We start from the raw sequence: 21,407 nt of genomic DNA on the forward strand, positions 1-21,407 counted from the left end.
ATGGATAATTTCTTTGTAAGACGACCAATTGTTGCCATCGTACTCTCCATTTTTATTGTTCTTATCGGAGGACTTTCGATCCTGTCAACACCCATTGCACAATATCCTGAAATTGCACCGCCTTTGGTTCAGGTTTCTACCAGTTATCGTGGCGCCAATGCCTTAAATGTTGAACAGGCTGTTGCAACGCCAATTGAGCAAAAAGTAAACGGAGTTGAAAACATGCTCTATATGCAGTCAACCAATACGGGAGACGGAAGTATGACGCTTTCTATCACTTTTGACATGGGAACAGATCTGGACAATGCCACCATGTTAACCCAAAACCGTGTTAACGAAGCAACCAATAAACTCCCCAACGATGTTAAAACAACGGGAGTTACGACCAAAAAGTCACTTTCGATGCCGTTGCTTATTTCGTCATTGTATTCTCCTAACAAAACTTTCGACAATAACTTCCTGACCAATTATGCTAATATCAACATAGTAGATGCTTTGGCACGTATTAAAGGAGTTGGAGAAGTTACCTTATATGGCGGTAGTAATTATGCAATGCGAATTTGGGTCAAACCTGATATTATGGCCAAATACAACCTGACTGTTCCGGATATCATCCGATCTATTCAGGAACAAAACGCAATTGCACCGGGAGGAAAATTTGGAGCGCCGCCAGCAACCGAAAACAACGAATTCACCTATAATGTAATGCTAAAGGATCGTCTGGTAAATCCGGAAGATTTTGAAAACATCATTTTAAAATCAAACATCAGCAACCAGCAGGTTCGCTTAAAAGATGTTGGAAAAGTAACGCTCGGAACTGAAAGTTATGCATCTGTAGCAAAACTAAACGGAAATACTGCAGGAACTATAGGAATTAAACAAATGCCGGGTTCTAATGCCCTTGAAGTTGCCGAAAATGTTAAAAATACCATTGCACAGCTCAGCAAAAGATTTCCACAGGATTTAAAATACAGCGTTTCGTTAGACACCACTTTAGCTATTTCAGAAGGTATCAACGAAATCATACACACTTTAGTCGAAGCTATTATACTAGTAATCATAGTAGTTTTTATCTTTCTTCAAAACTGGCGTGCGACATTAATTCCGCTTTTAACGGTTCCTGTTTCATTAGTTGGTGTTTTTATGCTTTTTCCGCTGCTTGGATTTTCCATAAATGTACTTTCTCTTTTAGGATTAGTACTCGCCATCGGAATTGTGGTCGATGATGCCATTGTAGTTGTCGAAGCTGTAATGCATCATATTGAACAGGGAATGTCTCCCAGAGAAGCAACAAATCAGGCTATGCGCGAAGTTTCGGGTCCTGTAATCGCCATTGCAATTGTTTTAACAGCCGTATTTATTCCGGTTGCTTTAACTCCCGGCATTACCGGAAGATTGTACCAGCAGTTTGCCATTACTATTGCTATTTCGGTGATATTCTCAGCTTTAAGCGCTTTAACTTTAAGTCCGGCTTTATGTTCTCTTTTATTAAAACCCAATCAGGAGGCAAAAGGCTGGCTCGGTAAATTCTTTAAATGGTTTAATGTAAAGTTTGGTGCTTTTACCAATAAATACACAGGCTTTTCAGGATTCTTAATTAAAAAAACGGCAAGAAGCTTACTATTTATCGGAATTATAGTGGGAGCTATTATTCTTTTGGGAGGAAGAATTCCCGGCGGCTTTGTTCCCGAAGAAGATCAAGGTTATATGTTTGTTAATATCGAACTTCCAGGTGCTTCATCTTTAGAAAGAACCAGCAAAGTCATCGAAAAAGTAGAACACATTTTATCTAAAAATCAAGGTGTTGAATATTATACTTCTGTTGCCGGTTTTAGTTTGATTAAAAACTCAGTGGCAACCAATAATGGTTTTTTCTTTGTGGCTTTAAAAGAATGGAAAGAACGCGAGCAGGATGTTTTTCAGATCTTAAAAGAAGTAAATGGAAAAGTGGTATTTGGAATTCCCGAAGCCACAGTTTTTGCTTTTGGACCACCGCCTATTACCGGAATTGGAAATGCTGCGGGATTCTCAATGATGCTTCAGGATAAAGAAGGAAATACACCGCAGTATCTTTTTGAAAATGCGCAGCAATTTATGGCTGCTGCAAAAAAAAGACCGGAAATTGGAACCATCCGAACGACCTTCAATCCCAATGTGCCACAAATCAGTCTGGATATTGACAGGGAAAAAGTATCAGAACTTAATCTTTCTTTATCCGATGTTAATCTAGCCATTGGAGCAAGTTTGGGAGGACAATACATTAACGAATTCAATAAATTTGGGCGGCAATATATTGTTTTGCTTCAGGCAGATCCGAGTTTTACCGTAAATCCCGAAGACATTAATAAGATTTTTGTTCGAAGTCGTGATAATAAAATGATTCCGATTTCGAGTATTGCGACGATCAGGAAAGAAAGCGGACCTGAATTTACCACGCGTTTTAATTTGTACCGCGCTGCCGAAATTGGCGGAACGCCTGCGCCCGGATTTACTTCGGTGCAAGCCATGACAGCACTACAGGAAACTGCCGCAAAAGTACTGCCCGCCGGAATGGGGTACGAATGGGCCAACATGAGTTTTCAGGAAAAACAAGCTGAAGGAAAAGGAAACACCGTTTTTATCATGGCGCTGTTTTTTGTGTTTTTAATTCTCGCCGCACAGTACGAAAGCTGGAAACTGCCTTTTAGTGTTTTGCTTGGTACGCCTTTTGCCGTTTTTGGCGCATTCCTCGGATTATATATCTGCCGATTACTGAGTCCTGATTATGTAAATAACGTTTTTGCGCAAATTGGTCTGGTAATGCTTATTGGCCTTGCGGCAAAAAATGCCATTCTAATTGTAGAATTTGCCAAAGAAGAATATGAAAAAGGAATGCCGGTTAAAGATGCCGCATTGTATGCTGCCAAATTACGCTTCCGACCAATTTTAATGACTGCTTTTGCTTTTATTTTAGGAGTTGTTCCGCTGTTAACTGCAAGCGGAGCTGGTGCACAAGCCAGAAAAGTGATGGGAATGACTGTTTTTAGCGGTATGCTTGTCGCTACCATTTTGGGTGTTTGTTTAATACCGGTGTTGTTTGTATTTATTGAAACATTCGGGAAAAAACCTACTGAGGAAATCGATAAACCTAAAGAGGAAGAAAAATGAAAAATCTAAAAATACTTTCAGCGTTATTTTTGATGGCTGTTTTTCCTTATGGATGTATGGTAGGGCCAAAATATGTCAAACCGGAACAGCCTCAAGCAGATACTTTTCGTTACGGTGATCAAAGTCAAGACACCACAAAATCAGTAAGAATGATAAAGTGGTCTACAATTTTTAATGATCCGGTTTTGATTGGATTAATAGAAAAAGGACTTCAGAATAACTTTGATTTAAAAATTGCCATTTCACGTTTAGAACAAGCTCGTGCCAATTTAGGAATTGCAAAAGCTGATTTATATCCGTCTCTTCAATATTCCGGACAAGTGAATAGTGCCGAAACCATTATGCAGCCTTCATCCTTACTTGCCAATATGTCGTGGGAATTGGATTTTTGGGGAAAATACCGTCATCAAAACAAAGCGTTCCTAAACGATCTTTTGGCATCTGATGAAGCCCGAAAAGTAGTTTTATCCGACATAGTGAGCAACATTGCGATTTCGTATTTTGAATTGCGCGATTTCGATAATCAACTAGAAATTACCATTCATACTTTAGAAACCAGACAAAAAGCCTACGACATCATCAATGAACGTTTTATAAGCGGCTATGTCGCTGAATTAGACAAAGTACAAATTGAACAGCAAGTTGCTATTGCCGAAGCCAATATTCCGGCTCTAAAAAGACAAATTACCGCACTGGAAAATTCTATTTCGATCCTAATAGGACAAGTCCCCCAGCCTATTGAGAGAGGAAAAACGAATAGTGAATTATTGATTTTGACGACTTTTCCAACTTCTGTTCCATCTGCCTTACTTGAAAACAGACCTGATGTTAAAAGCACAGAACTTTTGTACCGGGCAGCAAATGAAAGAATTGGTGTAGCTCAAGCCTTGCGATATCCGTCATTCAATATTGCAGCAATCGCAGGTTTTACCAGTGTGATGGTGGGAGATTTGTTTAATGATGCCTCTTATACGCAAAATGTTGGCGCTGGAATAGCCGGACCAATCTTTAACTTCGGAAAAAACAAACGTCGAGTTGATGTAAACAGACAAATTGCACAGGAACGCAAATTGAATTTCCAGAAAACATATTTAACCGCTATTTCTGAAGTCGAGAATTCATTACAAAATGTAGCAATGTACAAAGAAGAATGGGCCGCCAGAAATAGGCAAGTTATAGCTGCTCAAAAAAACTACGAACTCTCAAACGCCAGATATTACAACGGTTACGTTTCATATTTAGAAGTTCTAGATGCGCAGCGTTCATTGTTCGAAGCGCAATTGAGTCTTTCTCAATTAACCCAAAAACAATTAACTTCAATGGTGCAATTGTATAAAGCACTTGGCGGAGGGTGGAATTAGTTTTTTTAAGCGACTAAGTTACTCAGATACTGAGATACTAAGATTTTTAAGCAGCTCTATAAAACAACAAAAGCACTATTTTCATAGTGCTTTTGTTTTAATTTTTCGTGTCTTCGTTACTGTGAGGTCTAAGAAAATCTTATCATCTCAGAAACTTAGTCCCTTAAATTAGCAAAACTCGTTGAATGCATCTTGCAGGTTTTCAGCGATTAATTCAGCTGGACGGCCTTCGATGTGGTGACGCTCTAACATGTGAACCAATTCTCCGTTTTTGAACAAAGCCATAGAAGGCGATGATGGAGGAAAAGGAAACATGTGTTGTCTTGCAGCATCAACCGCTTCTTTGTCAACACCAGCAAAAACTGTAATAAGGTGATCTGGTTTTTTAGCTCCTTCTAAACTCATTTTTGCTCCTGGGCGTGCATTTCTTGCAGCACATCCGCAAACAGAGTTCACAACAACTAAAGTGGTACCTTCTGCTTTGATAGCATTCTCTACAGCTTCGGCACTATGTAAATCTTGAAACCCAGCAGCTGTAAGTTCAGCCTGCATTGGTTTTACCATTTCTTCTGGATACATATTTTTATTTTTTAAATTTTACTTTTGATCTGCAAAGTTACGAAGTTTACTCGCAACTACTTAATTCGAAGTATAAAGTTTTGTTATAGTTCGATATTAAATTTTAAATCCAACTTGAAATCAAACTGCCTCGTGCTGCATTTTTTTGTGAGCAAACTCATAATTGTATTTTTTCAAATGCCTGTTTCTGCCTCTTAATTTATGCTTCGTTGTTAAAACGGTGGATTTATCTTCTTCAGAAATTTCAATCGTTGAAAGATAATTGGCAAAAAACTTTTTAAGTATTTCTATATTATCAACTTCAATAGAGTAGATTGTTTTTTTTCCTTCATGTTTTACATTCACCAAATCTGCTTTTTTCAGTTCCAGTAAATGTTTGGATATTGTAGATTGCGCAAGCGGAATCAATTCAACAATTTCACCACAAGTTCTATTATTTCTTTTCCATAACAGTGTCATAATCTGAATTCGGGCAGAATGTCCCAGTGCTTTACAAATTTTTCCGATTGCTTCTGTTTCTATATCAAATTTTAAATGCCCAATTCCCATAAGTGCCAGTTAATTCATCATCGCAAATAATCGATTATAATAGACTTGCGTTGTTTAAAAGGTTATTATTTCTAAATCGGCAAAACTAATTAAAAGGTGTTTTTTAAAGCACCCCAAATAAAATATTAAAATAAGAAAATAAGGTATTTTTATTAAAAAAATTGGTCAATGCAGAATTTAGAATAGGCCGTAAAGACTCATTATTTACTAAGTTTTATTTGATACGGATACGTTTCATAAATCGTATTATCTTCATTAATTGAAAAACCTTTTTTTGCATCTTCTCTAGCTGAATCAATTAAAGTTGTAATTTCTTCTTTTGATTTTCCTTGTTTGAACCAGCAGATTGCTTTATAGAATTTTGCATCCGAAAACTCTGGATAGATTTTTAAAGCTTTATCAAAAATGGCAATGGCTTCATCCCACTTTTTTAGTTCGTATTTGGCAATTCCTTGATAAAAATAAGCAGTGGGATGTTCTAATTGTTGTCTGTTTTTATAAATATCATTTACATAATCATCAAAAAGTTTTTCTGCCTTCTCATATTCATTTAACTGTAAATAACATAATCCTTTATAAAAGTTGAAAGAATGATCCATAACATAACTATTTCCATAGGATTTAATAGCTTCATCAAAATCAATAATAGCTTCTTTGTAGTCACGTGAAAAAATACATTTCATGAAAGCTCTATAGGAAAGCCATCTCACTTTATCATAAAAAACAGCTTTATTTAAATATGGCATTCCAATCTCATACTTTTTACATTTGAAATACGGCATTGCTTTCTGCTGCCATAAATAAGCGACTGTACTGTCTTTTTTTAAACCTTGATCTAAACAAGTCTGCCATTCGCTCATTTCAATAACATAATTATGTTTTTCAGCGCAATTGGTTAAAAATTCTTCCACAATGGCATCATGAGCTTTATTAACTGACACTTGTCCGAAAGAAAAAATAGAGATAAATAAACAGAAACCCAGCGTAATTTTTTTCAATAGTTTAGAATTTAGAGTTATGATTTATTTGAGAGAAAAATCACTCTAAATAACGCTTTAATAAATGGAAGTTTTGGACACTTTAAAATAACTTTAACATCTTCTAAAAAAATAGTTTCCTCATCTAAAAACTTAAAAATCAAATCAGGGTTTCCTTTTCTGAATAAAGAAGAAAAAATCGAGCTTCCTAATTCATTATGACGATAGAGAATATCCAAAAGCAATAAATCATAAAACCAAAATCGGTTTTTTTTATAAAAGTCCGTCATATTGAGAGTTTCTGATGCGTTGCTGAGCGATCCCGAGACTTCGGGAAAAACACTTTTATCTATAATGAACTCAACTAATTCCGAAGATTTTTTATCTGAATTTTTAAATGTATAACCTGTACTCGCTTTTGTCCAGCCTCCGGCAGTGCCCATATTTAAAACCCGTTTGGTATTTTTCTTCCAAAAAGGATAAGACGTCATTGGAATACTTCCCTGCTCTTTTTCGATGATTTCAAACTTATTTATTCCGAGTTTCTTCAAATAGACTTGAATCTCATTTTCATATTCTTCTTTAGAAAGAAGTTTTTCTGAAAACAGCGTATATTCTACCAATGCTTCGATTTTTGAAGTTGGCAAAACATACATGAACCTTGTATTTGCTTTTTGTTTAACCGAAAAATCCATAAAAGTAACTTCATCCGGATTGAAAACTTCGGATTCTGATTTTATAAACCAACCGAGAAAATGCTGCTGTAAAACAGGATATTTCGTTTGTCCTTCGGCGAAAGCCTTTGTATAAATACTGTTGAATAAATACTGGCAGGTATATCTATTTGCTTCTGTACCAACAAAAACATGGGTTTCAAGTTCATTGATATCGGTTACTTTTTCGTTTAAAAAAGTGATATTTGGCTGACTTGAAATTGTTTCAAAAACGAAATTATAAAAATCTAATCCATTGATTTTATTGTATGTATAAGGCGCTAATTCAAGATCGCGTTTAAAGTTTTCATTGGCAAACAAAGCCACGTCCCATTTTTTGGAAATAATCGGATTCCAAATTGAATCTTCTTTTTTCCAAAAACACCAGGTTCTGTCATTTGTTTTCTTCACATCCTGATCTAATAATAGAATAGATTTTTTGGTGAATTTCCCCGAAATAACCATTTTATAAATGGTCATTAAAGACGCAAGGCCTGTTCCTGTAAAAATGTAATCGAAGTGTTTAATTTGCGAAGAGTTCATTTTCAAAAATAAGAAATTTTATTCTTCAACTTTCCTTAAAAAAGTATTAAAATCCTTTGGACTCAAATAGTTATTGTACTGGGCTATAATTTCATTATTCTCATTTAAAACACACAAAACCGGATATACAATTTGATTGTTTATGGTTCCAAGCTGCAAGGCCAGTTCGTTAACCCCTACATTATTTCCTGAAGGTTTGTATTTGAATACCTGATTATTAAATGTAATATCTCCTTTTTCTTCGGCATTAAAATCAATGAAATAGAAATTAGAGTTTAGTTTTTCAATAATTTCTTTATTATTAAAAGTTGTACTTTTCATTCGTTGGCAAAACTGACACCAATCTGTATGGATAAAAACGATGATTTTTCGTTTTTGAATTTGCTGTAAGCTGTCTACTTCTTCAAAAGTGCTGCTTTTGAGCTGGCAGAATCCCGTTGAAGTTATTCCGAAAAAGAAGAATATTAGAAATAGCTTTTTCATAATGTTGTTTTTTTGCCCATCGATTTTACAGATTGAACGGATTTATCTGTTTACTGTAACGTTTGTCATCCTGAGCGATCCCGAGGCTTCAGGAGAAGGGCCTTTTAACCGGAAGAGGCTTCTCCTGAAGCCTCGGGATCGCTCAGCCTGACAATCAGTTTAAAATCTAAAAAGAACTAAGTAAAACCCGTTCAATCCGTGTAATCTGCGTGCCATAAATTTACCTAAAATTATATCGAAGTCCGAAAAAACCACGAATCGTCTGGTTTTGACCGTACACATAAGTTGTGTCAAAAGTCAATCCGTATGGGTTATCCGGAGTTACCATTACTTTTCCAGCTGCATCGTATTGTACATTTTTATCAAAAGGATCATTCGTTCTCGAAATCAAAAACGGATTATTTCGTTTTGGAGTAAAGTTCAACAAATTCTTAATACCCCCGTAAACCTCGAAATTCTTCCATCCCGTATAAGTAAATTGAATATTCTGAATACTGTACCAAGGCGAATTTGGATCTCTTGGATCGTATTCATTCAACAAAGGCAGTTTCATCGGGCTGTAAACATTTCCAGTATAGTCCAAAAGTAAATTCCAAGGTTCTATTTTATAGGAAATGCTCCAGGTTCCGGTGAAGTTCTCGGTTAAAAAAGGCCTTTGTGAAATTCCGTCCTGAACATTTTTATTATCTAAAACCGTCGCGCCCAGAATAAACTTTAAACCGTTTGTGAAATTAACATCAACATTTGTGCTGATTCCCTGACTGATAGCATAACCGTCAATATTATCATAAATGATTTTATTAGGATCTGTTTCATAATCTGAAATAATTTTATTGCTGAAACGGGTATAAAAAGCGGTAGTTTCAATTCCGATAAAAGTACCGTTGTCAAGATTAATTTTCTGAATATAATTCAAATTTACATTCACTGATTTCTCCGGTTTTAAATCATTTTGAATTACAACATCCCTAGAACCGGTAAGCGCTGCGTGATCTTCGGTAAATAAATTCACAACCCTAAATCCGGTTCCAGCGTTTAATCTGAAAATCGTATTGTCATTTGCTTTAAAGCGATACGCAAATCTTGGCGTAAAAATAGAACCATGAATCGAGTTATAATCGTAGCGCGCTCCCAGCAAAACCTGGCTTTTTGGCGAAAAAGTAATTTCGTCCTGAACAAAAACTCCCGGCAGCCACGTGCTTTCGGCATCTTTGGTTGCTGGAGTGTTATCATCATAATACGAATATCGATTCGCAATTCCGGCAAGGAAATCATTTCGACCAATTTTTTTATCCCAGGTCAATTGCAGAAAACCTATTTTTTGATTCGCGATATACGATGTAGTTCCGTAACGGCTGTCCTGGTAATGCACATTTCCAGAAAAAGAAAGCATTAGTTTTTCTTCAAATGGCAATTGGTAACTTCCAATTAATTCTCCTCTTTTGGTATAAATGCTTTCGCCATAAATTTCATCGCCTCCCCTATACTTTTTCTCCCAGCGAACGTCTCCGCCCCAGCGATCTTCATACATACCCCGCGCTGCAATCGTAAAAAGACGATTATTATTTCGATTAAAACTCCATTTATTAAATAGCGAAATTCTTTCAGAAAGCGTCACATCGGTAAAATTGTCTTTATCCTTATCAATAACCTGATCGTAGTTGAAGTAATTAATACCTATAAGGGAAGTTGCTTTTTTTCCTGCATTAAATTTCATTCCCAGATCGAGATTACTTTCAAAATAGGTTGTTGTAAAATAATCTGCTGAAAAAACCGGAGCATTCGTTGGGTTTTTAGTAATAATGTTAATCAAACCTCCAACAGCTTCACTTCCGTAAAGCGACGAAGCAGGACCTTTTACAATTTCGATTCGTTCAACCAAAGAATTCGGAATTCCGGATAAACCATAAACTGTCGAAAGACTGCTTACAATTGGCATTCCGTCAATTAAAACCAAAGTATACGGGCCTTCCAGACCGTTTATATGAATGTCGCCCGTATTGCAAACGCCGCAATTAAGCTGAGGCCGAACACCATTTATATTTTGAAGCGCATCATAAATACTGGCCGTTGGATTCTTTTTGAAGAAAGTTGGCGAGTAAACCTCAACCGGAACAGCACTTTCTAAACGTTTCACAGCTTTTAAAGTTCCTGAAACCACCACTTCATTAAGTTGGTTTTCGTTGTCTTCTAAATCAAAATCAAGATTTAGATTTTGTCCTTTTGTAACCAGAAATCTTTGGGTTACTGGTTTGAATCCTGTTGAGGTAACCTGAATTCTTCCGTTTTCAATACTAACATTTTCAAAAGTATAATAGCCTAAACTATCTGAAACTGTTTTTAGGTCGGTTCCTAACAATTGAACATTCGCGGCTTGTAATTTCCTTCCATTTCCAGATATAAAACCGGAGATTTTGCTTGTTTCCTGAGCAAAGGAAAAGTGTAAATTGAATAGTATCAATATCCAAATTGAATTTTTCATCGTGGTAAAATTAAATTTAGACAAAACTAAAAATTAAATTCGATAAATAATGGTTTTAAATTTAGAATTTTATAACTTTTATTATGTCAATATGTTATATTTCTAATATTGCAATCAAAAAACGAATAGCGTCTAATTTTAGTTGGATAAAAAATAAACGAAAAAAAGCTTTAGCCAAACCGTTATAATTTGGCTAAAGCCCTCTCGATTCAAATCTAATTCTCCTTTGCTGAAGCTGGGCTATTCAAAAAACCTAACAAAATTCAACCAATTTTAAAGTCAGAAATCTTCGTCAATAAGTTCTTTATTGATTACAGCTCCGGCAAAAGAACCAGTAGATACTGCAATGGCCACAGACCTCATTTGGGTTGTACAATCGCCGCTCGCATAAACACCGGCAACATTTGTTTTTTGCATACTATCGACTTTTAATAAACCTTGTTCGTTAAGATCACAACCTAAATCTGCTGGCAAATTGCAATGTTGTTCAAAAGGCGGTCTGACATAGACAGCTTTTACCCCAGCTTTTTCCTGATTTTTGAAGATAATGTTTTTGATATTCCCCTCTCGGTGCTCAAAAGAGTCTATTTCTTCTTCAAAAATGATAACACCGTGCTGTTTAAGTATTTTTGTTTGTTCCAAAGTCAAAGTTGATTTTCCGTTGGTGCATAATCTCAAATCTTTTGTCCAATTTGAAATCAGTTTAGCAAAGTCAAAACCCATTTCACCATTGGCGATAATAGCTGTTTTTTCATTTTTAACTTCATATCCATGACAATACGGACAATGTAAAACAGAGATTCCCCAGCAATCTGCAAAACCTTTAATATCAGAAAGCAAATCTTTAACGCCGGTCGCGAAAAGAATTTTTCTCGAGCTAAATACTTCGCCAGACTCTGTTTTGATTTCAAATCCATTTTCCTTTTTAACAGCTTCAATAGCGAGTCCGTTATAAAAATGAACTGTTTTGTAAAGAGCTACTTGTAATTTAGCTTTCGCCGAAATCACAGCAGGCTTTTCACCGTCTTGTGTAATAAAATTATGAGAATATGGCGTTTGTCTGTTACAAGGCAAACCACTGTCGATAATCAAAACCTGACGCAGGGAACGTCCTAAACTCATAGATGCAGATAATCCGCTGTAGCTGCCGCCAATAATAATCACGTCAAAATTCTTTTGTTCCATAACAATACTTTTTAATGGTTTTGTTTTTTGTGTAATTTGTAATTAATCAAATGCCCGATAATCATTCCGATTCCTCCAAAATAAATCAGCTCCAAATGAATCTCTAAGAATAAATCTGCCAAAATACTGATCCAAATTAAACTCATTGAAACAATCAAAATAGACGAAACCAAAAGCGTTGATTTTTTCGTAATTTTGAAAATGGCAAATGAGCCTATCGAAGCAAATAATAAATCGATAACAGGATTGTGACTTAAGCCCAAAGGGAGGATCGTTAAAAGTGGAAAAATCAAACAATGAACCAGGCATATTGTCGCGCTTGAAATTCCTAAAATATCGTAAAAGGATGAGGTCGTTTTCTTCATTTCTTGTACATTTGCTTAATGCAATTTTGTTGCAAATATACACATTAAAATCAAATGCAACATTGTTGCGTTAAAATTTTTTATATTCAAATAAAATGAAAACCACACGTAACACCACAGCAAAGACAGCCGTTTTAGAGGTTTTTGAGAAATCGAAGACTGCACTTTCTCACACCGAAATTCAGAAACAATTAAACGATGTCTGCGATCGCGTTACCATTTATAGAATTTTAGATCGGTTGGTTAATGATGATATCATACATAAAATCTCTAATCTTGATGGTACTGTAAAATATGCAAAATGCAATCATTCGCACCAACGTGTGCACATACATAACCATGCTCATTTTAGCTGTGAGAACTGTCATGAAATAACGTGTCTGGAAAATGTGAAACCAAGTTATATTATGCCTCACAATTATAAAGTAAACGAAATAAATTTTACGTTATCAGGATTATGCCCAAAATGTTTGAATTCTAACAACTAAGTTTTAGACTCGCCTAAAAATATTGTTCAGCGAATATAATTTTTCTATATATTTGTTAAAACAATACTTTTAAAATGACCAAATCTTTAGAAGAAGTAAACCAATCGGTTGCTACTGAACATAAAAAAACAGGTTTTAGAAAAATATTAGCCTTTTTAGGCCCGGCATATTTAGTAAGCGTTGGATATATGGATCCCGGAAACTGGGCTACCGATATAGCCGGCGGAAGTCAGTTTGGCTATACCTTAGTCTGGGTTTTGCTTATGAGCAACTTAATGGCGCTGCTTTTGCAGAGTTTAAGTGCCCGACTCGGAATTGTAACGCAGCGAGATCTTGCCCAGGCATCCCGAGAAACGTATTCAAAATACATCAATTACATTTTATACTTTTTGGCCGAGATTGCCATTGCTGCCTGTGATTTAGCCGAGGTTCTCGGAATGGCGATTGGTATTAATCTTCTTTTTGGAATCCCTCTTTTTGAAGGTGTTTTGATTACGGTTTTAGATACTTTTATTTTATTGTTCTTAATTAATAAAGGAATCCGAAAAATGGAAGCTTTTATTATCGCCTTGGTTGCTATTATTGGTTTTTCTTTCATTTTTGAAATGATTTTTGCAGAACCTGAAGTTTCTAAAATCATTGCAGGACTTGTTCCTTCTATTCCAAATTCAGCTGCTTTATATATTGCAATTGGTATTATTGGAGCAACGGTAATGCCTCACAACCTCTACCTACACTCATCTTTGGTGCAAACCAGGAAATTCGACAGAAGCCCGGCCGGAATCAAACAAGCTTTAAAATATAATTTAATCGATTCAACCATCGCTTTAAATTTGGCTTTCTTCGTAAATGCGGCCATTTTAATACTCGCAGCCGCAACTTTCCATAAAAACGGAATGTTTGAAGTTGCCGAAATTCAGGACGCACATCAATTTCTGGAACCTTTATTGGGCACAAAATGGGCACCTATTCTTTTTGCTGTTGCCTTAATCGCCGCAGGACAAAGTTCAACGGTAACGGGAACGCTTGCAGGTCAAATTGTTATGGAAGGTTATTTGCACTTGCGCATTCAGCCTTGGGTACGCCGAATCATAACCCGCCTAATTGCTATTGTACCGGCTTTAATCGTTATTTGGATTTACGGTGAAAGCGTTACCGGAAAACTTTTAATTCTAAGCCAGGTTATTTTGAGTTTACAATTGGGATTTGCGATTATTCCGCTGATTCACTTTGTGAGCGACAAATCAAAAATGAATGGTTTTCATATTTCTAAAACTACACAGGTGGTTTCCTGGATTATTGCTTTGATTATAGTTTCACTAAATGCGAAGCTCGTTTATGACGAAATCTCGACCTGGCTTGCGAATTCCAATCATCCCATAATTTTATGGCTGACCGTGGTACCGCTTGCTATCGCTTTTTCGGCACTGCTTCTTTACATTGTTTTCAAACCTTTTATTACAAAAGCCAAATCAAATATCGCCAATCATTCGCCGCATAATTTAAAATTACAGTTTTCACCAAAAGAAAGTCAAAGCCTTAAAAACATCGCCATTTCGGTAGATTTTTCAAATGCCGATGAAGCGGCGCTCAACAGAGCATTTGAATTGGGCGGAATCGATACGCAATATACTTTGATCCATATTGTCGAAACCGTTGGGGCACATATGTACGGTGTTCATGTACACGATCATGAAACCACAATAGATGAAAAATTATTGCTTGAATATAAAGAAATGCTTTCGCAGAAAGGATTCAAAATCGAAACTGAACTTGGTTTCGGAAAACCAAACAAAGTAATTTCTAAAATTATAAACGAAGGAAATTTTGATATCCTGGTTATGGGAACCCACGGCCACACTGGATTAAAAGATCTTCTTTTTGGCACAACGGTAGATAAATTGAGACATAAAATTTCAATACCTTTGTTGATTGTTAAAAAATAGATGCTGATGTTCTGAGTTGCTGAGGTTCTAAGATTTTTCTTAGTAAGCTTAAAACAAACTTAGAACCTCAGCATCTTAGAACCTTAGAACCTCAAAAAAATGACTTTCTCAGAAGAAAATTATCTAAAATCTATATATCATTTAACTGCGGCTTTAGAAACTGAAGTGAGCACAAATGCCATTGCTGAAATCATGGAGACAAAAGCTTCTTCGGTTACAGACATGCTTAAAAAACTGGCTGATAAAGATTTAGTGAATTATAAAAAATACCAAGGCGTATCTTTAACCGAAAACGGAAAACTGGCCGCTAAAATGATTGTGAGAAAACATCGTTTATGGGAAGTTTTTCTGGTAGAGAAGCTAAATTTCAGCTGGGATGAAGTTCATGATATTGCCGAGCAGTTAGAACATATTAAATCTGAACAGTTAATTAATCGCTTGGATGATTTTCTCGGAAATCCTACTGAAGACCCTCATGGCGATCCAATTCCGGATGCCAATGGCCGAATTATTAAAATCGAAAAACAGCTTCTTTCTGAATTATTAGATAATCAGTCCGGAGTTTGTGTGGGCGTGAAAGACACTTCATCTGAATTTCTAAAATATCTGGACAAACAGGGAATCGCTTTGGGTTCTAAAATTGAATTCCTTTCTAAAGAATCTTTTGATTTATCGTTAAAAATTAAGGTTGATGGAAGGGAATTATCCATTTCGAATAAAATTGCCTCCAATTTGTTTGTAAAGCTGGTTTAAAAGGTTATTTGGCAGAGATACACAAAGAATAAAACGCAAAAAAATAGATTTGCTGGTTCTATAAATCTAAATTAGAAAATCTCATCTCTAAATTCCGAACTAAATTATCAGCTTTTTCAAAGCTCATCAGATTAACTACGATTCGTTTATTAGAATTTGTAATGACGTACAATATTGAACGTTTTATCACAAATCCTTTTATCTCGCTAAATTTTAAACGGCTGCTTTTAAATATATCTTTCGAAATAATAGAATCATTCGTAAATATTACTTTTCTTTTAAAAACATGCAGAATTAGAAGCGTGCCCATAAGCATTAATGCAAATATTAGAAGCGGTGCCAAATAGTATAAATAAATGGAGGAACAACATAAAGTATACAATTTCCAGGCAAGAGAATGTGCTGGCAGAGAAATGAAAGGAATCAATAATAAACTGCCAACGGTTAAGATTTGGAGTAATGCAAAAAGAAAGATAAAAACTTTCAACCGATCTGAAACTCTATAAATATTCATCTGAAATTATCTTAAGCTAATTTTGGGCAAAATTAAAGTCTTTTTCCTACAAAGCAAACAAACTTTTATAAATTAACTTTTTTAAGATTTTTTGATTCAGAAAAACTATTCCTCCATCGTTTAATATTAAACAATTCCCTTCTCAATCATCTCCAGCATTACAGGAGAAGCATTTTTAAATGTTGGAGGCTGTTCTATAATACTGCCGGCGTTCTTTTTATTCACCTTAAAAGTAACATCGTTATCTGTTGTAAACAAAAGCGCGGTTAAAAATGGTTTTTTGATATAGGAACCCAAAACCAATAAAGCTTCATCCAAAGTATGAATACTTTCTATTTCTTCTGTTTTATAACGGGAAGTTAATGAAATTGAGAACGTATTATCTTCATTTAAAACTAAACGAAAATAGATATTCTTAATCTCGGTGTCGCCCATAGTTTTGGCCAAAGTTAATTTTGCGAAGGTACCCGCTTTGATACTTTCTTTAACTCGTTCACAAAAAAGGGCAAATATTGGTTCGTAGGACATACTTTTTATTTATTAGTTGCTATCCCGAAGCTTCGGGACTGAGAGGCTGAGTTTCTAAGTTTTTTATCCTCTTTATGTTATTATTTAAGCGCAAAGTTCGCAAAGTTTTATACAAAGGACATAAGTAAAATTAAAAACTTTGCGAGCCTTGCGTAAATCTTAGCGAACTTTGTGCTTAAGAAAAATTATTTCCCTGTAAATTCTGCTTTACGTTTTTCTAAAAAAGCCGTTGTTCCTTCTTTAAAATCCTGAGTTCCGAAACATTTTCCGAATGATTTTATTTCAGTATCAAATCCGTTTTTACCGTCTTTAAAGTTGGCGTTGATAGCTTTTATGGCCTTGCTAATTGCAAAAGGGGCATTTTTTATGATTTTTTGAGCAATTACATTTGTAAAAGACAAAAGCTCTGTTTGAGGCACCACATGATTTACCAAACCGTATTGTTTTGCTTCTTCTGCAGAAATCATGGCCGCAGTCATAATCATTTCCATTGCACGGCCTTTTCCAACAAGCTGTGGTAAACGCTGTGTACCTCCATAACCCGGAATCAATCCCAAAGTTACTTCTGGCAATCCCATTTTTGCATTATCTGAAGCTACTCTAAAATGACATGCCATCGCTAATTCTAATCCGCCGCCTAATGCAAAGCCATTAACAGCTGCAATAACCGGTTTTTTAAGGTTTTCTATAAAATCAAATAACGATTCCTGGCCTTCAGCTGCTAATTGCGCACCTTCAATCACAGTGTAATTTGCAAATTCCGAAATATCGGCTCCGGCTACAAAAGCTTTTTCTCCGCTTCCAGTTAAAATAATAACGCGGACATCATCACTTTTGCTTACTAATTTAATTGCATTACTCAAATCGCTTATTGTCGCTTTATTTAAGGCATTTAATTTCGTAGGTCTGTTTATTGTTATGGTAGCAACTTTGTCCTCGATAGAAATCAAGATATTTTCGTAGTTCATGACGCTGAATTTTAAGAGTTTGTAATAGGCAGGGAAACTCTAAATGTGGTCCCTTTTCCGTATGTTGATTCAAAGGTAATTGTTCCTTTGTAATTTTCTATAATGTTTTTGATAATTCCGAGTCCAAGTCCCATACCACTGGTCTTAGTAGTGAATTTTGGTTCAAATATTCTTCCTATATCTTGTTTCTGAATTCCAATTCCGTTGTCTTTTACCGCAATTTCCACGTTGTTATTTCGTCTTTTTACCGTAACCACAATTGATTTTTGAAATTGACTTTCGGGAATAGCCTGCGTAGCGTTTTTAACCAGATTGGTGATAACGCGGATGAGCTGCGTACGATCCATCTTAGAAATGATTTCTTTCTCCTGACTTTCAAAAACGATATAATCTTCATTGAAAATATCCAAAGCCAGTTCGACAACCTCAACCACATTTAAAGTTTCGTTTTGCTGTGCCGGCATTGAGGCAAAGTTCGAAAATGCCGAAGCCACTGCCGTCATAGTATCAATTTGCTGAATTAAGGTTTCAGAGTAATCGTTCATCTTCTGCTTTACCTCTGGATCGTTCGGATCAAATTTTCTTTGAAAACTCTGCACCGTCAATCGCATCGGCGTGAGCGGATTTTTAATCTCGTGCGCAACTTGTTTGGCCATTTCGCGCCAGGCTTCTTCACGTTCGCTCTGAGCAAGTTTAATCGCACTGGTTTCGAGTTTGTCAACCATTCCGTTATAGGCTTTTATAAGGAAATTGACCTCTTTACTATTGGCTTCTAAAACAATTTTCTCGTTTTTCTGATCCAGATTGGTCTCTTCTAATCTGTCGGAAATTGTTTTTAGTGATTTTGTGATGTAAGTAGAAAGGAAATAAGCCAAGGCAAAAGCCACAATAAGCATGAAAGAATATACTTGGCTTAAGCGAATCAGGAAAGTATTCAGCTCATTATCGTAATAACCATCGTCTTCTAAATACGGAAGATTTAAAATTCCAAGTGGTTTAAATTTTTCGTCTTTTATTAAGCTGTATGAAGATCTGTTTTTAACTCCGTCGATCGTTTTAATATCTACAAAACGTTTCTCGATTGAAGACCGAACGAGTTTCAGAATATATTCGGGAATTGGAGGTGCAATTTTATCAACTGCAAAAGATTCTTTTGAGGACTTCAGCAGTTTTCCGTCGAGGCTGTAAATATTGATTTCAATTTTGTGAATCTGCGCTAATTCGTGAATTTTATCTTTAAAAATTAAATCTAAATTTCCTGTTTTTAACGGATAAGTTGTAGTAGAAAGAACGTAATTAATATGTTCTTTTACCGCATTTTCTTTTCGCTCTAAACGTTCCTGATGATATTCTTTGGCTTCAGTTTTAAATTGAATAATTGAAATCGATGCTAATAAAAAAGATGCCACAACAATCAATACAATCATCGACAGGAAAATCCTGGTACGAAGGGAAAGCATTGACATTTTGAAGTTCTGCATCTGTTTTTTTTTGTTTTATTTGTTTCAGGTTTCAAGTTCCAGGTTAGGCTGCGTTTGGCAGCTTGAAACTTGAAACCTGAAACTAAAAAACTATTTTTTCTCTCGAATACGTTTGTAAAAACGGAATCCCAGCATGATTAAAACCGAGAATAAAATAATTCCGATGACGCCGTAAATCCAGTTGATTGCACTTTTTAAAACTACTAAAAAAACAACAGCAAACAAAATAATGGTTGCTCCTTCATTCCACAAACGCATGAAATTATTAGAATATTTCACCTCATCATTTTGCAGTTGTTTGAATATTTGGTGGCATTTTAAATGATACAAATACAATAAGAAAACAAAACCTAACTTAACGTGCATCCAGGGCATTTTCATCCATACACTTCCTGCATCGGTAAAAAACAGCATCCAGAAAGCAAAAATACTTGCTAAAACTGCTGACGGCCACGTAATGATGTACCACAAACGGTAGGCCATAATTTTGTATTGTGCCTGTAAAATTTCTTTTTCGGGAGATGGTTTTTCATTGGCTTCAATTTGATAAACAAACAAACGCACAATATAAAACAAACCTGCAAACCAAGTAATTACAAAAATAAGGTGCAGTGATTTTAAATAGTTATAATATTCCATTTATCATTATTCTTTAAATGTAGATTTTTTAAACAGATCGATCATTGCGTTTCCATGCTCTTCATTATCATAAACTATTTTAGCAATAAAGAGTTTTTCCTTAAATGTTCTCGAAAAAATTACCATGGTTACAACTGTTTTTCCATCTTCAGTTAGTACCGTTTTAGATTTTCTAAATTCTAAACCAGAAACACCTTCATTAGTAACTGAATAATCTCCCATTTGTGCTTTTGGATAAATCTGGCCTATATCTTTCAAAAAAAGAAAATCTTTTAATCTCATACTTAAACCGGCTGACCGAGCATCTGCAGAATAATCTTCGTAGTTTGCTTCAAAATAATTGGCCTTGTCTTTCTTAAAAGCAACGATAGAATGTTTCCTTTTAGCTAAATCCGGGTCTTCATTAATTTTCCCGTCTTTTATTTCCATTTTTTCATAATCCTCTGGAATTGAAATAGTCCAGTTGAATGTTTTGTCTGAAAAACTGTTGTTTTCAAAAGTGTCTCTTTTTTTGCATCCAACTAAAATTGCCAGAGCAAGAAATAAAACCGAAATTTTAGTTACTTTATTCATTTATAATAATTTAATACTATTTTGCCCAATCATTAATCCAGTTTCCAACCGTCTGGCACCATTCGTCGTCATCATTCAAACACGGAATGGCCAAGAATTCTTCTCCTCCATTCTTTTCAAAATCTTCTTTGGCACGCATGGCAATTTCCTCTAAAGTTTCTAAACAATCTGAAACGAAAGCTGGTGTTACAACTGCTAATTTCTTGATTCCTTTTGCCGGCATATTGTCAATTTCAACATCAGTATAAGGTTCCAGCCATTTGTCTCCCGCTAAACGCGATTGAAAAGTCAGGCTGTATTTATCTTCCGGGAGTCCTAATAATTTAACGACTTGTCTTGTGGTTTCATAACATTGATGACGGTAGCAGAAATCATGCGCCGGAGATGGTGTATTACAGCAAGAACCATCAATTTTACAATGTGATTTAGTTACATCCGTTTTGCGGATATGACGTTCCGGGATTCCGTGGTAAGAGAACAATAAATGATCGTAATCAAACCCCACTAAATGTTTCTGAATTGAATCGGCTAAATTCTTGATATAATCCGGTTTGTTGTAAAATGCCGGAACATCTGTAAACTTCATGTGTGGGAATTTCTTTTTGCGGATTTCTTCGGCTTTTACCAAGATTGTCAAAGTAGAAGCCATGGCATATTGCGGATATAAAGGAAAAAGCATTACATCTGTAACTCCTTTATCATGTAATTCCTGAAGTCCTTTTTCAATCGTCATGCTTCCGTAACGCATTGCTAAAGAAACAGGAACATTTACAAGAGGCTGAACCTTTTTTTGCATTCTTTCTGAAAGAACAACTAATGGAGAACCCTCTTCCCACCAAATTTTAGCGTAAGCGTGCGCTGATTCTTCTGGTCTTTTTCTTAAAATAATACCACGAACCAATAATGCTCTCAATAAATACGGAACATCGATCACGTATTTATCCATTAAAAATTCATCTAAATAAGGTTTTACGTCTTTTGTTGTTGGACTGTCCGGAGATCCCAGATTTACTAATAATACGCCTTTCATTATGTTTTTTTGCTTTAGGCTTTAAGCTTTAGGCTTTAAGCATTGTATTTATTTTTAAAAATTTCGTCAAAAGTAGGACTTGCCGCTTTTTAGAAATATGATA

General features: G+C 35.5%; 20 protein-coding genes. 6 read left to right on the forward strand and 14 right to left on the reverse strand.

Features of this window, described 5'->3' with window-relative positions; genetic code table 11:
• On the forward strand, nucleotides 1–3,147 hold the full coding sequence (locus BKM63_RS05680) for an efflux RND transporter permease subunit (RefSeq protein WP_071635670.1): 3,147 nt from the start codon (nucleotides 1–3) through the stop codon (nucleotides 3,145–3,147).
• Complete coding sequence (locus BKM63_RS05685) at nucleotides 3,144–4,508, forward strand: efflux transporter outer membrane subunit (RefSeq protein WP_071635671.1); 1,365 nt, start codon at nucleotides 3,144–3,146, stop codon at nucleotides 4,506–4,508. Before BKM63_RS05680 ends, BKM63_RS05685 begins: the two co-directional genes overlap by 4 nt.
• A 168-nt stretch (nucleotides 4,509–4,676) precedes the next feature.
• On the opposite strand, the gene BKM63_RS05690 is transcribed toward BKM63_RS05685, so the two are convergent.
• The 8 genes from BKM63_RS05690 to BKM63_RS05725 form a co-directional block, all read right to left on the reverse strand.
• Nucleotides 4,677–5,087, reverse strand: coding sequence for a BrxA/BrxB family bacilliredoxin (locus tag BKM63_RS05690; protein WP_056207398.1), 411 nt, complete (start codon nucleotides 5,085–5,087; stop codon nucleotides 4,677–4,679).
• 120 nt (nucleotides 5,088–5,207) lie between these two features.
• On the reverse strand, nucleotides 5,208–5,636 hold the full coding sequence (locus BKM63_RS05695) for an ArsR/SmtB family transcription factor (protein ID WP_071635672.1): 429 nt from the start codon (nucleotides 5,634–5,636) through the stop codon (nucleotides 5,208–5,210).
• A gap of 200 nt (nucleotides 5,637–5,836) precedes the next feature.
• On the reverse strand, nucleotides 5,837–6,634 hold the full coding sequence (locus BKM63_RS05700; protein WP_071635673.1) for a tetratricopeptide repeat protein: 798 nt from the start codon (nucleotides 6,632–6,634) through the stop codon (nucleotides 5,837–5,839).
• Between the two features lie 17 nt (nucleotides 6,635–6,651).
• Complete coding sequence (locus BKM63_RS05705) at nucleotides 6,652–7,869, reverse strand: lycopene cyclase family protein (protein WP_071635674.1); 1,218 nt, start codon at nucleotides 7,867–7,869, stop codon at nucleotides 6,652–6,654.
• Between the two features lie 18 nt (nucleotides 7,870–7,887).
• Nucleotides 7,888–8,352 (reverse strand): thioredoxin family protein, encoded by a 465-nt coding sequence (locus tag BKM63_RS05710; RefSeq protein WP_071635675.1) that lies wholly within the window; start codon nucleotides 8,350–8,352, stop codon nucleotides 7,888–7,890.
• A 220-nt stretch (nucleotides 8,353–8,572) separates the two neighbouring features.
• On the reverse strand, nucleotides 8,573–10,834 hold the full coding sequence (locus tag BKM63_RS05715; protein ID WP_071635676.1) for a TonB-dependent receptor: 2,262 nt from the start codon (nucleotides 10,832–10,834) through the stop codon (nucleotides 8,573–8,575).
• Between the two features lie 279 nt (nucleotides 10,835–11,113).
• Entirely contained in the window at nucleotides 11,114–12,019 is a 906-nt protein-coding gene (locus tag BKM63_RS05720) for an NAD(P)/FAD-dependent oxidoreductase (RefSeq protein WP_071635677.1), read from the reverse strand.
• A gap of 11 nt (nucleotides 12,020–12,030) precedes the next feature.
• A complete protein-coding gene (locus BKM63_RS05725) occupies nucleotides 12,031–12,384 on the reverse strand; it encodes a MerC domain-containing protein (protein ID WP_071635678.1) in 354 nt (117 codons plus the stop codon).
• 95 nt (nucleotides 12,385–12,479) lie between these two features.
• Between BKM63_RS05725 and BKM63_RS05730 the strand changes: the two genes are divergently transcribed.
• The 4 genes from BKM63_RS05730 (at nucleotide 12,480) to BKM63_RS23595 (ending at nucleotide 16,077) form a co-directional block, all read left to right on the forward strand.
• On the forward strand, nucleotides 12,480–12,872 hold the full coding sequence (locus tag BKM63_RS05730) for a Fur family transcriptional regulator (protein ID WP_071635679.1): 393 nt from the start codon (nucleotides 12,480–12,482) through the stop codon (nucleotides 12,870–12,872).
• Nucleotides 12,873–12,946: 74 nt separating this feature from the next.
• A complete protein-coding gene (locus tag BKM63_RS05735; protein WP_071635680.1) occupies nucleotides 12,947–14,818 on the forward strand; it encodes an Nramp family divalent metal transporter in 1,872 nt (623 codons plus the stop codon).
• A gap of 99 nt (nucleotides 14,819–14,917) precedes the next feature.
• Nucleotides 14,918–15,571 carry a metal-dependent transcriptional regulator gene (locus tag BKM63_RS05740; protein WP_071635681.1) on the forward strand — a complete coding sequence of 218 codons (654 nt, stop codon included), beginning with the start codon at nucleotides 14,918–14,920 and terminating at the stop codon, nucleotides 15,569–15,571.
• A 356-nt stretch (nucleotides 15,572–15,927) separates the two neighbouring features.
• A complete protein-coding gene (locus BKM63_RS23595) occupies nucleotides 15,928–16,077 on the forward strand; it encodes a hypothetical protein (RefSeq protein ID WP_165608755.1) in 150 nt (49 codons plus the stop codon).
• Between the two features lie 134 nt (nucleotides 16,078–16,211).
• On the opposite strand, the gene BKM63_RS05750 is transcribed toward BKM63_RS23595, so the two are convergent.
• The 6 genes from BKM63_RS05750 to hemH all read right to left on the reverse strand — a co-directional run bounded on the left by BKM63_RS05750 (nucleotide 16,212) and on the right by hemH (nucleotide 21,304).
• On the reverse strand, nucleotides 16,212–16,613 hold the full coding sequence (locus BKM63_RS05750) for a hypothetical protein (protein WP_071635683.1): 402 nt from the start codon (nucleotides 16,611–16,613) through the stop codon (nucleotides 16,212–16,214).
• Nucleotides 16,614–16,798: 185 nt separating this feature from the next.
• On the reverse strand, nucleotides 16,799–17,581 hold the full coding sequence (locus BKM63_RS05755) for an enoyl-CoA hydratase/isomerase family protein (RefSeq protein ID WP_071635684.1): 783 nt from the start codon (nucleotides 17,579–17,581) through the stop codon (nucleotides 16,799–16,801).
• Nucleotides 17,582–17,592: 11 nt separating this feature from the next.
• Entirely contained in the window at nucleotides 17,593–19,008 is a 1,416-nt protein-coding gene (locus tag BKM63_RS05760) for a sensor histidine kinase (protein ID WP_071635685.1), read from the reverse strand.
• Between the two features lie 144 nt (nucleotides 19,009–19,152).
• Nucleotides 19,153–19,701 (reverse strand): CopD family protein, encoded by a 549-nt coding sequence (locus tag BKM63_RS05765; RefSeq protein ID WP_071635686.1) that lies wholly within the window; start codon nucleotides 19,699–19,701, stop codon nucleotides 19,153–19,155.
• Between the two features lie 6 nt (nucleotides 19,702–19,707).
• Nucleotides 19,708–20,274 carry a hypothetical protein gene (locus tag BKM63_RS05770; RefSeq protein ID WP_071635687.1) on the reverse strand — a complete coding sequence of 189 codons (567 nt, stop codon included), beginning with the start codon at nucleotides 20,272–20,274 and terminating at the stop codon, nucleotides 19,708–19,710.
• Nucleotides 20,275–20,290: 16 nt separating this feature from the next.
• Nucleotides 20,291–21,304: a ferrochelatase gene (hemH, locus tag BKM63_RS05775; RefSeq protein ID WP_071635688.1), complete on the reverse strand. Its 1,014-nt coding sequence runs from the start codon at nucleotides 21,302–21,304 to the stop codon at nucleotides 20,291–20,293.
• Nucleotides 21,305–21,407: the final 103 nt, after the last annotated feature.

This window comes from Flavobacterium johnsoniae (assembly GCF_001879205.1).
GTDB lineage: Bacteria > Bacteroidota > Bacteroidia > Flavobacteriales > Flavobacteriaceae > Flavobacterium > Flavobacterium johnsoniae_A.

Excerpts from the sequence above, each read along its gene's own strand:
- BKM63_RS05680 (WP_071635670.1), top strand. The coding sequence starts at position 1 with ATGGATAATTTCTTTGTAAGACGACCAATTGTTGCCATCGTACTCTCC.
- BKM63_RS05685 (WP_071635671.1), top strand. The coding sequence starts at position 3,144 with ATGAAAAATCTAAAAATACTTTCAGCGTTATTTTTGATGGCTGTTTTT.
- BKM63_RS05690 (WP_056207398.1), bottom strand. The coding sequence starts at position 5,087 with ATGTATCCAGAAGAAATGGTAAAACCAATGCAGGCTGAACTTACAGCT.
- BKM63_RS05695 (WP_071635672.1), bottom strand. The coding sequence starts at position 5,636 with ATGGGAATTGGGCATTTAAAATTTGATATAGAAACAGAAGCAATCGGA.
- BKM63_RS05705 (WP_071635674.1), bottom strand. The coding sequence starts at position 7,869 with ATGAACTCTTCGCAAATTAAACACTTCGATTACATTTTTACAGGAACA.
- BKM63_RS05710 (WP_071635675.1), bottom strand. The coding sequence starts at position 8,352 with ATGAAAAAGCTATTTCTAATATTCTTCTTTTTCGGAATAACTTCAACG.
- BKM63_RS05715 (WP_071635676.1), bottom strand. The coding sequence starts at position 10,834 with ATGAAAAATTCAATTTGGATATTGATACTATTCAATTTACACTTTTCC.
- BKM63_RS05720 (WP_071635677.1), bottom strand. The coding sequence starts at position 12,019 with ATGGAACAAAAGAATTTTGACGTGATTATTATTGGCGGCAGCTACAGC.
- BKM63_RS05725 (WP_071635678.1), bottom strand. The coding sequence starts at position 12,384 with ATGAAGAAAACGACCTCATCCTTTTACGATATTTTAGGAATTTCAAGC.
- BKM63_RS05730 (WP_071635679.1), top strand. The coding sequence starts at position 12,480 with ATGAAAACCACACGTAACACCACAGCAAAGACAGCCGTTTTAGAGGTT.
- BKM63_RS05735 (WP_071635680.1), top strand. The coding sequence starts at position 12,947 with ATGACCAAATCTTTAGAAGAAGTAAACCAATCGGTTGCTACTGAACAT.
- BKM63_RS05740 (WP_071635681.1), top strand. The coding sequence starts at position 14,918 with ATGACTTTCTCAGAAGAAAATTATCTAAAATCTATATATCATTTAACT.
- BKM63_RS23595 (WP_165608755.1), top strand. The coding sequence starts at position 15,928 with ATGGAGGAACAACATAAAGTATACAATTTCCAGGCAAGAGAATGTGCT.
- BKM63_RS05750 (WP_071635683.1), bottom strand. The coding sequence starts at position 16,613 with ATGTCCTACGAACCAATATTTGCCCTTTTTTGTGAACGAGTTAAAGAA.
- BKM63_RS05755 (WP_071635684.1), bottom strand. The coding sequence starts at position 17,581 with ATGAACTACGAAAATATCTTGATTTCTATCGAGGACAAAGTTGCTACC.
- BKM63_RS05760 (WP_071635685.1), bottom strand. The coding sequence starts at position 19,008 with ATGATTGTATTGATTGTTGTGGCATCTTTTTTATTAGCATCGATTTCA.
- BKM63_RS05765 (WP_071635686.1), bottom strand. The coding sequence starts at position 19,701 with ATGGAATATTATAACTATTTAAAATCACTGCACCTTATTTTTGTAATT.
- BKM63_RS05770 (WP_071635687.1), bottom strand. The coding sequence starts at position 20,274 with ATGAATAAAGTAACTAAAATTTCGGTTTTATTTCTTGCTCTGGCAATT.
- hemH (WP_071635688.1), bottom strand. The coding sequence starts at position 21,304 with ATGAAAGGCGTATTATTAGTAAATCTGGGATCTCCGGACAGTCCAACA.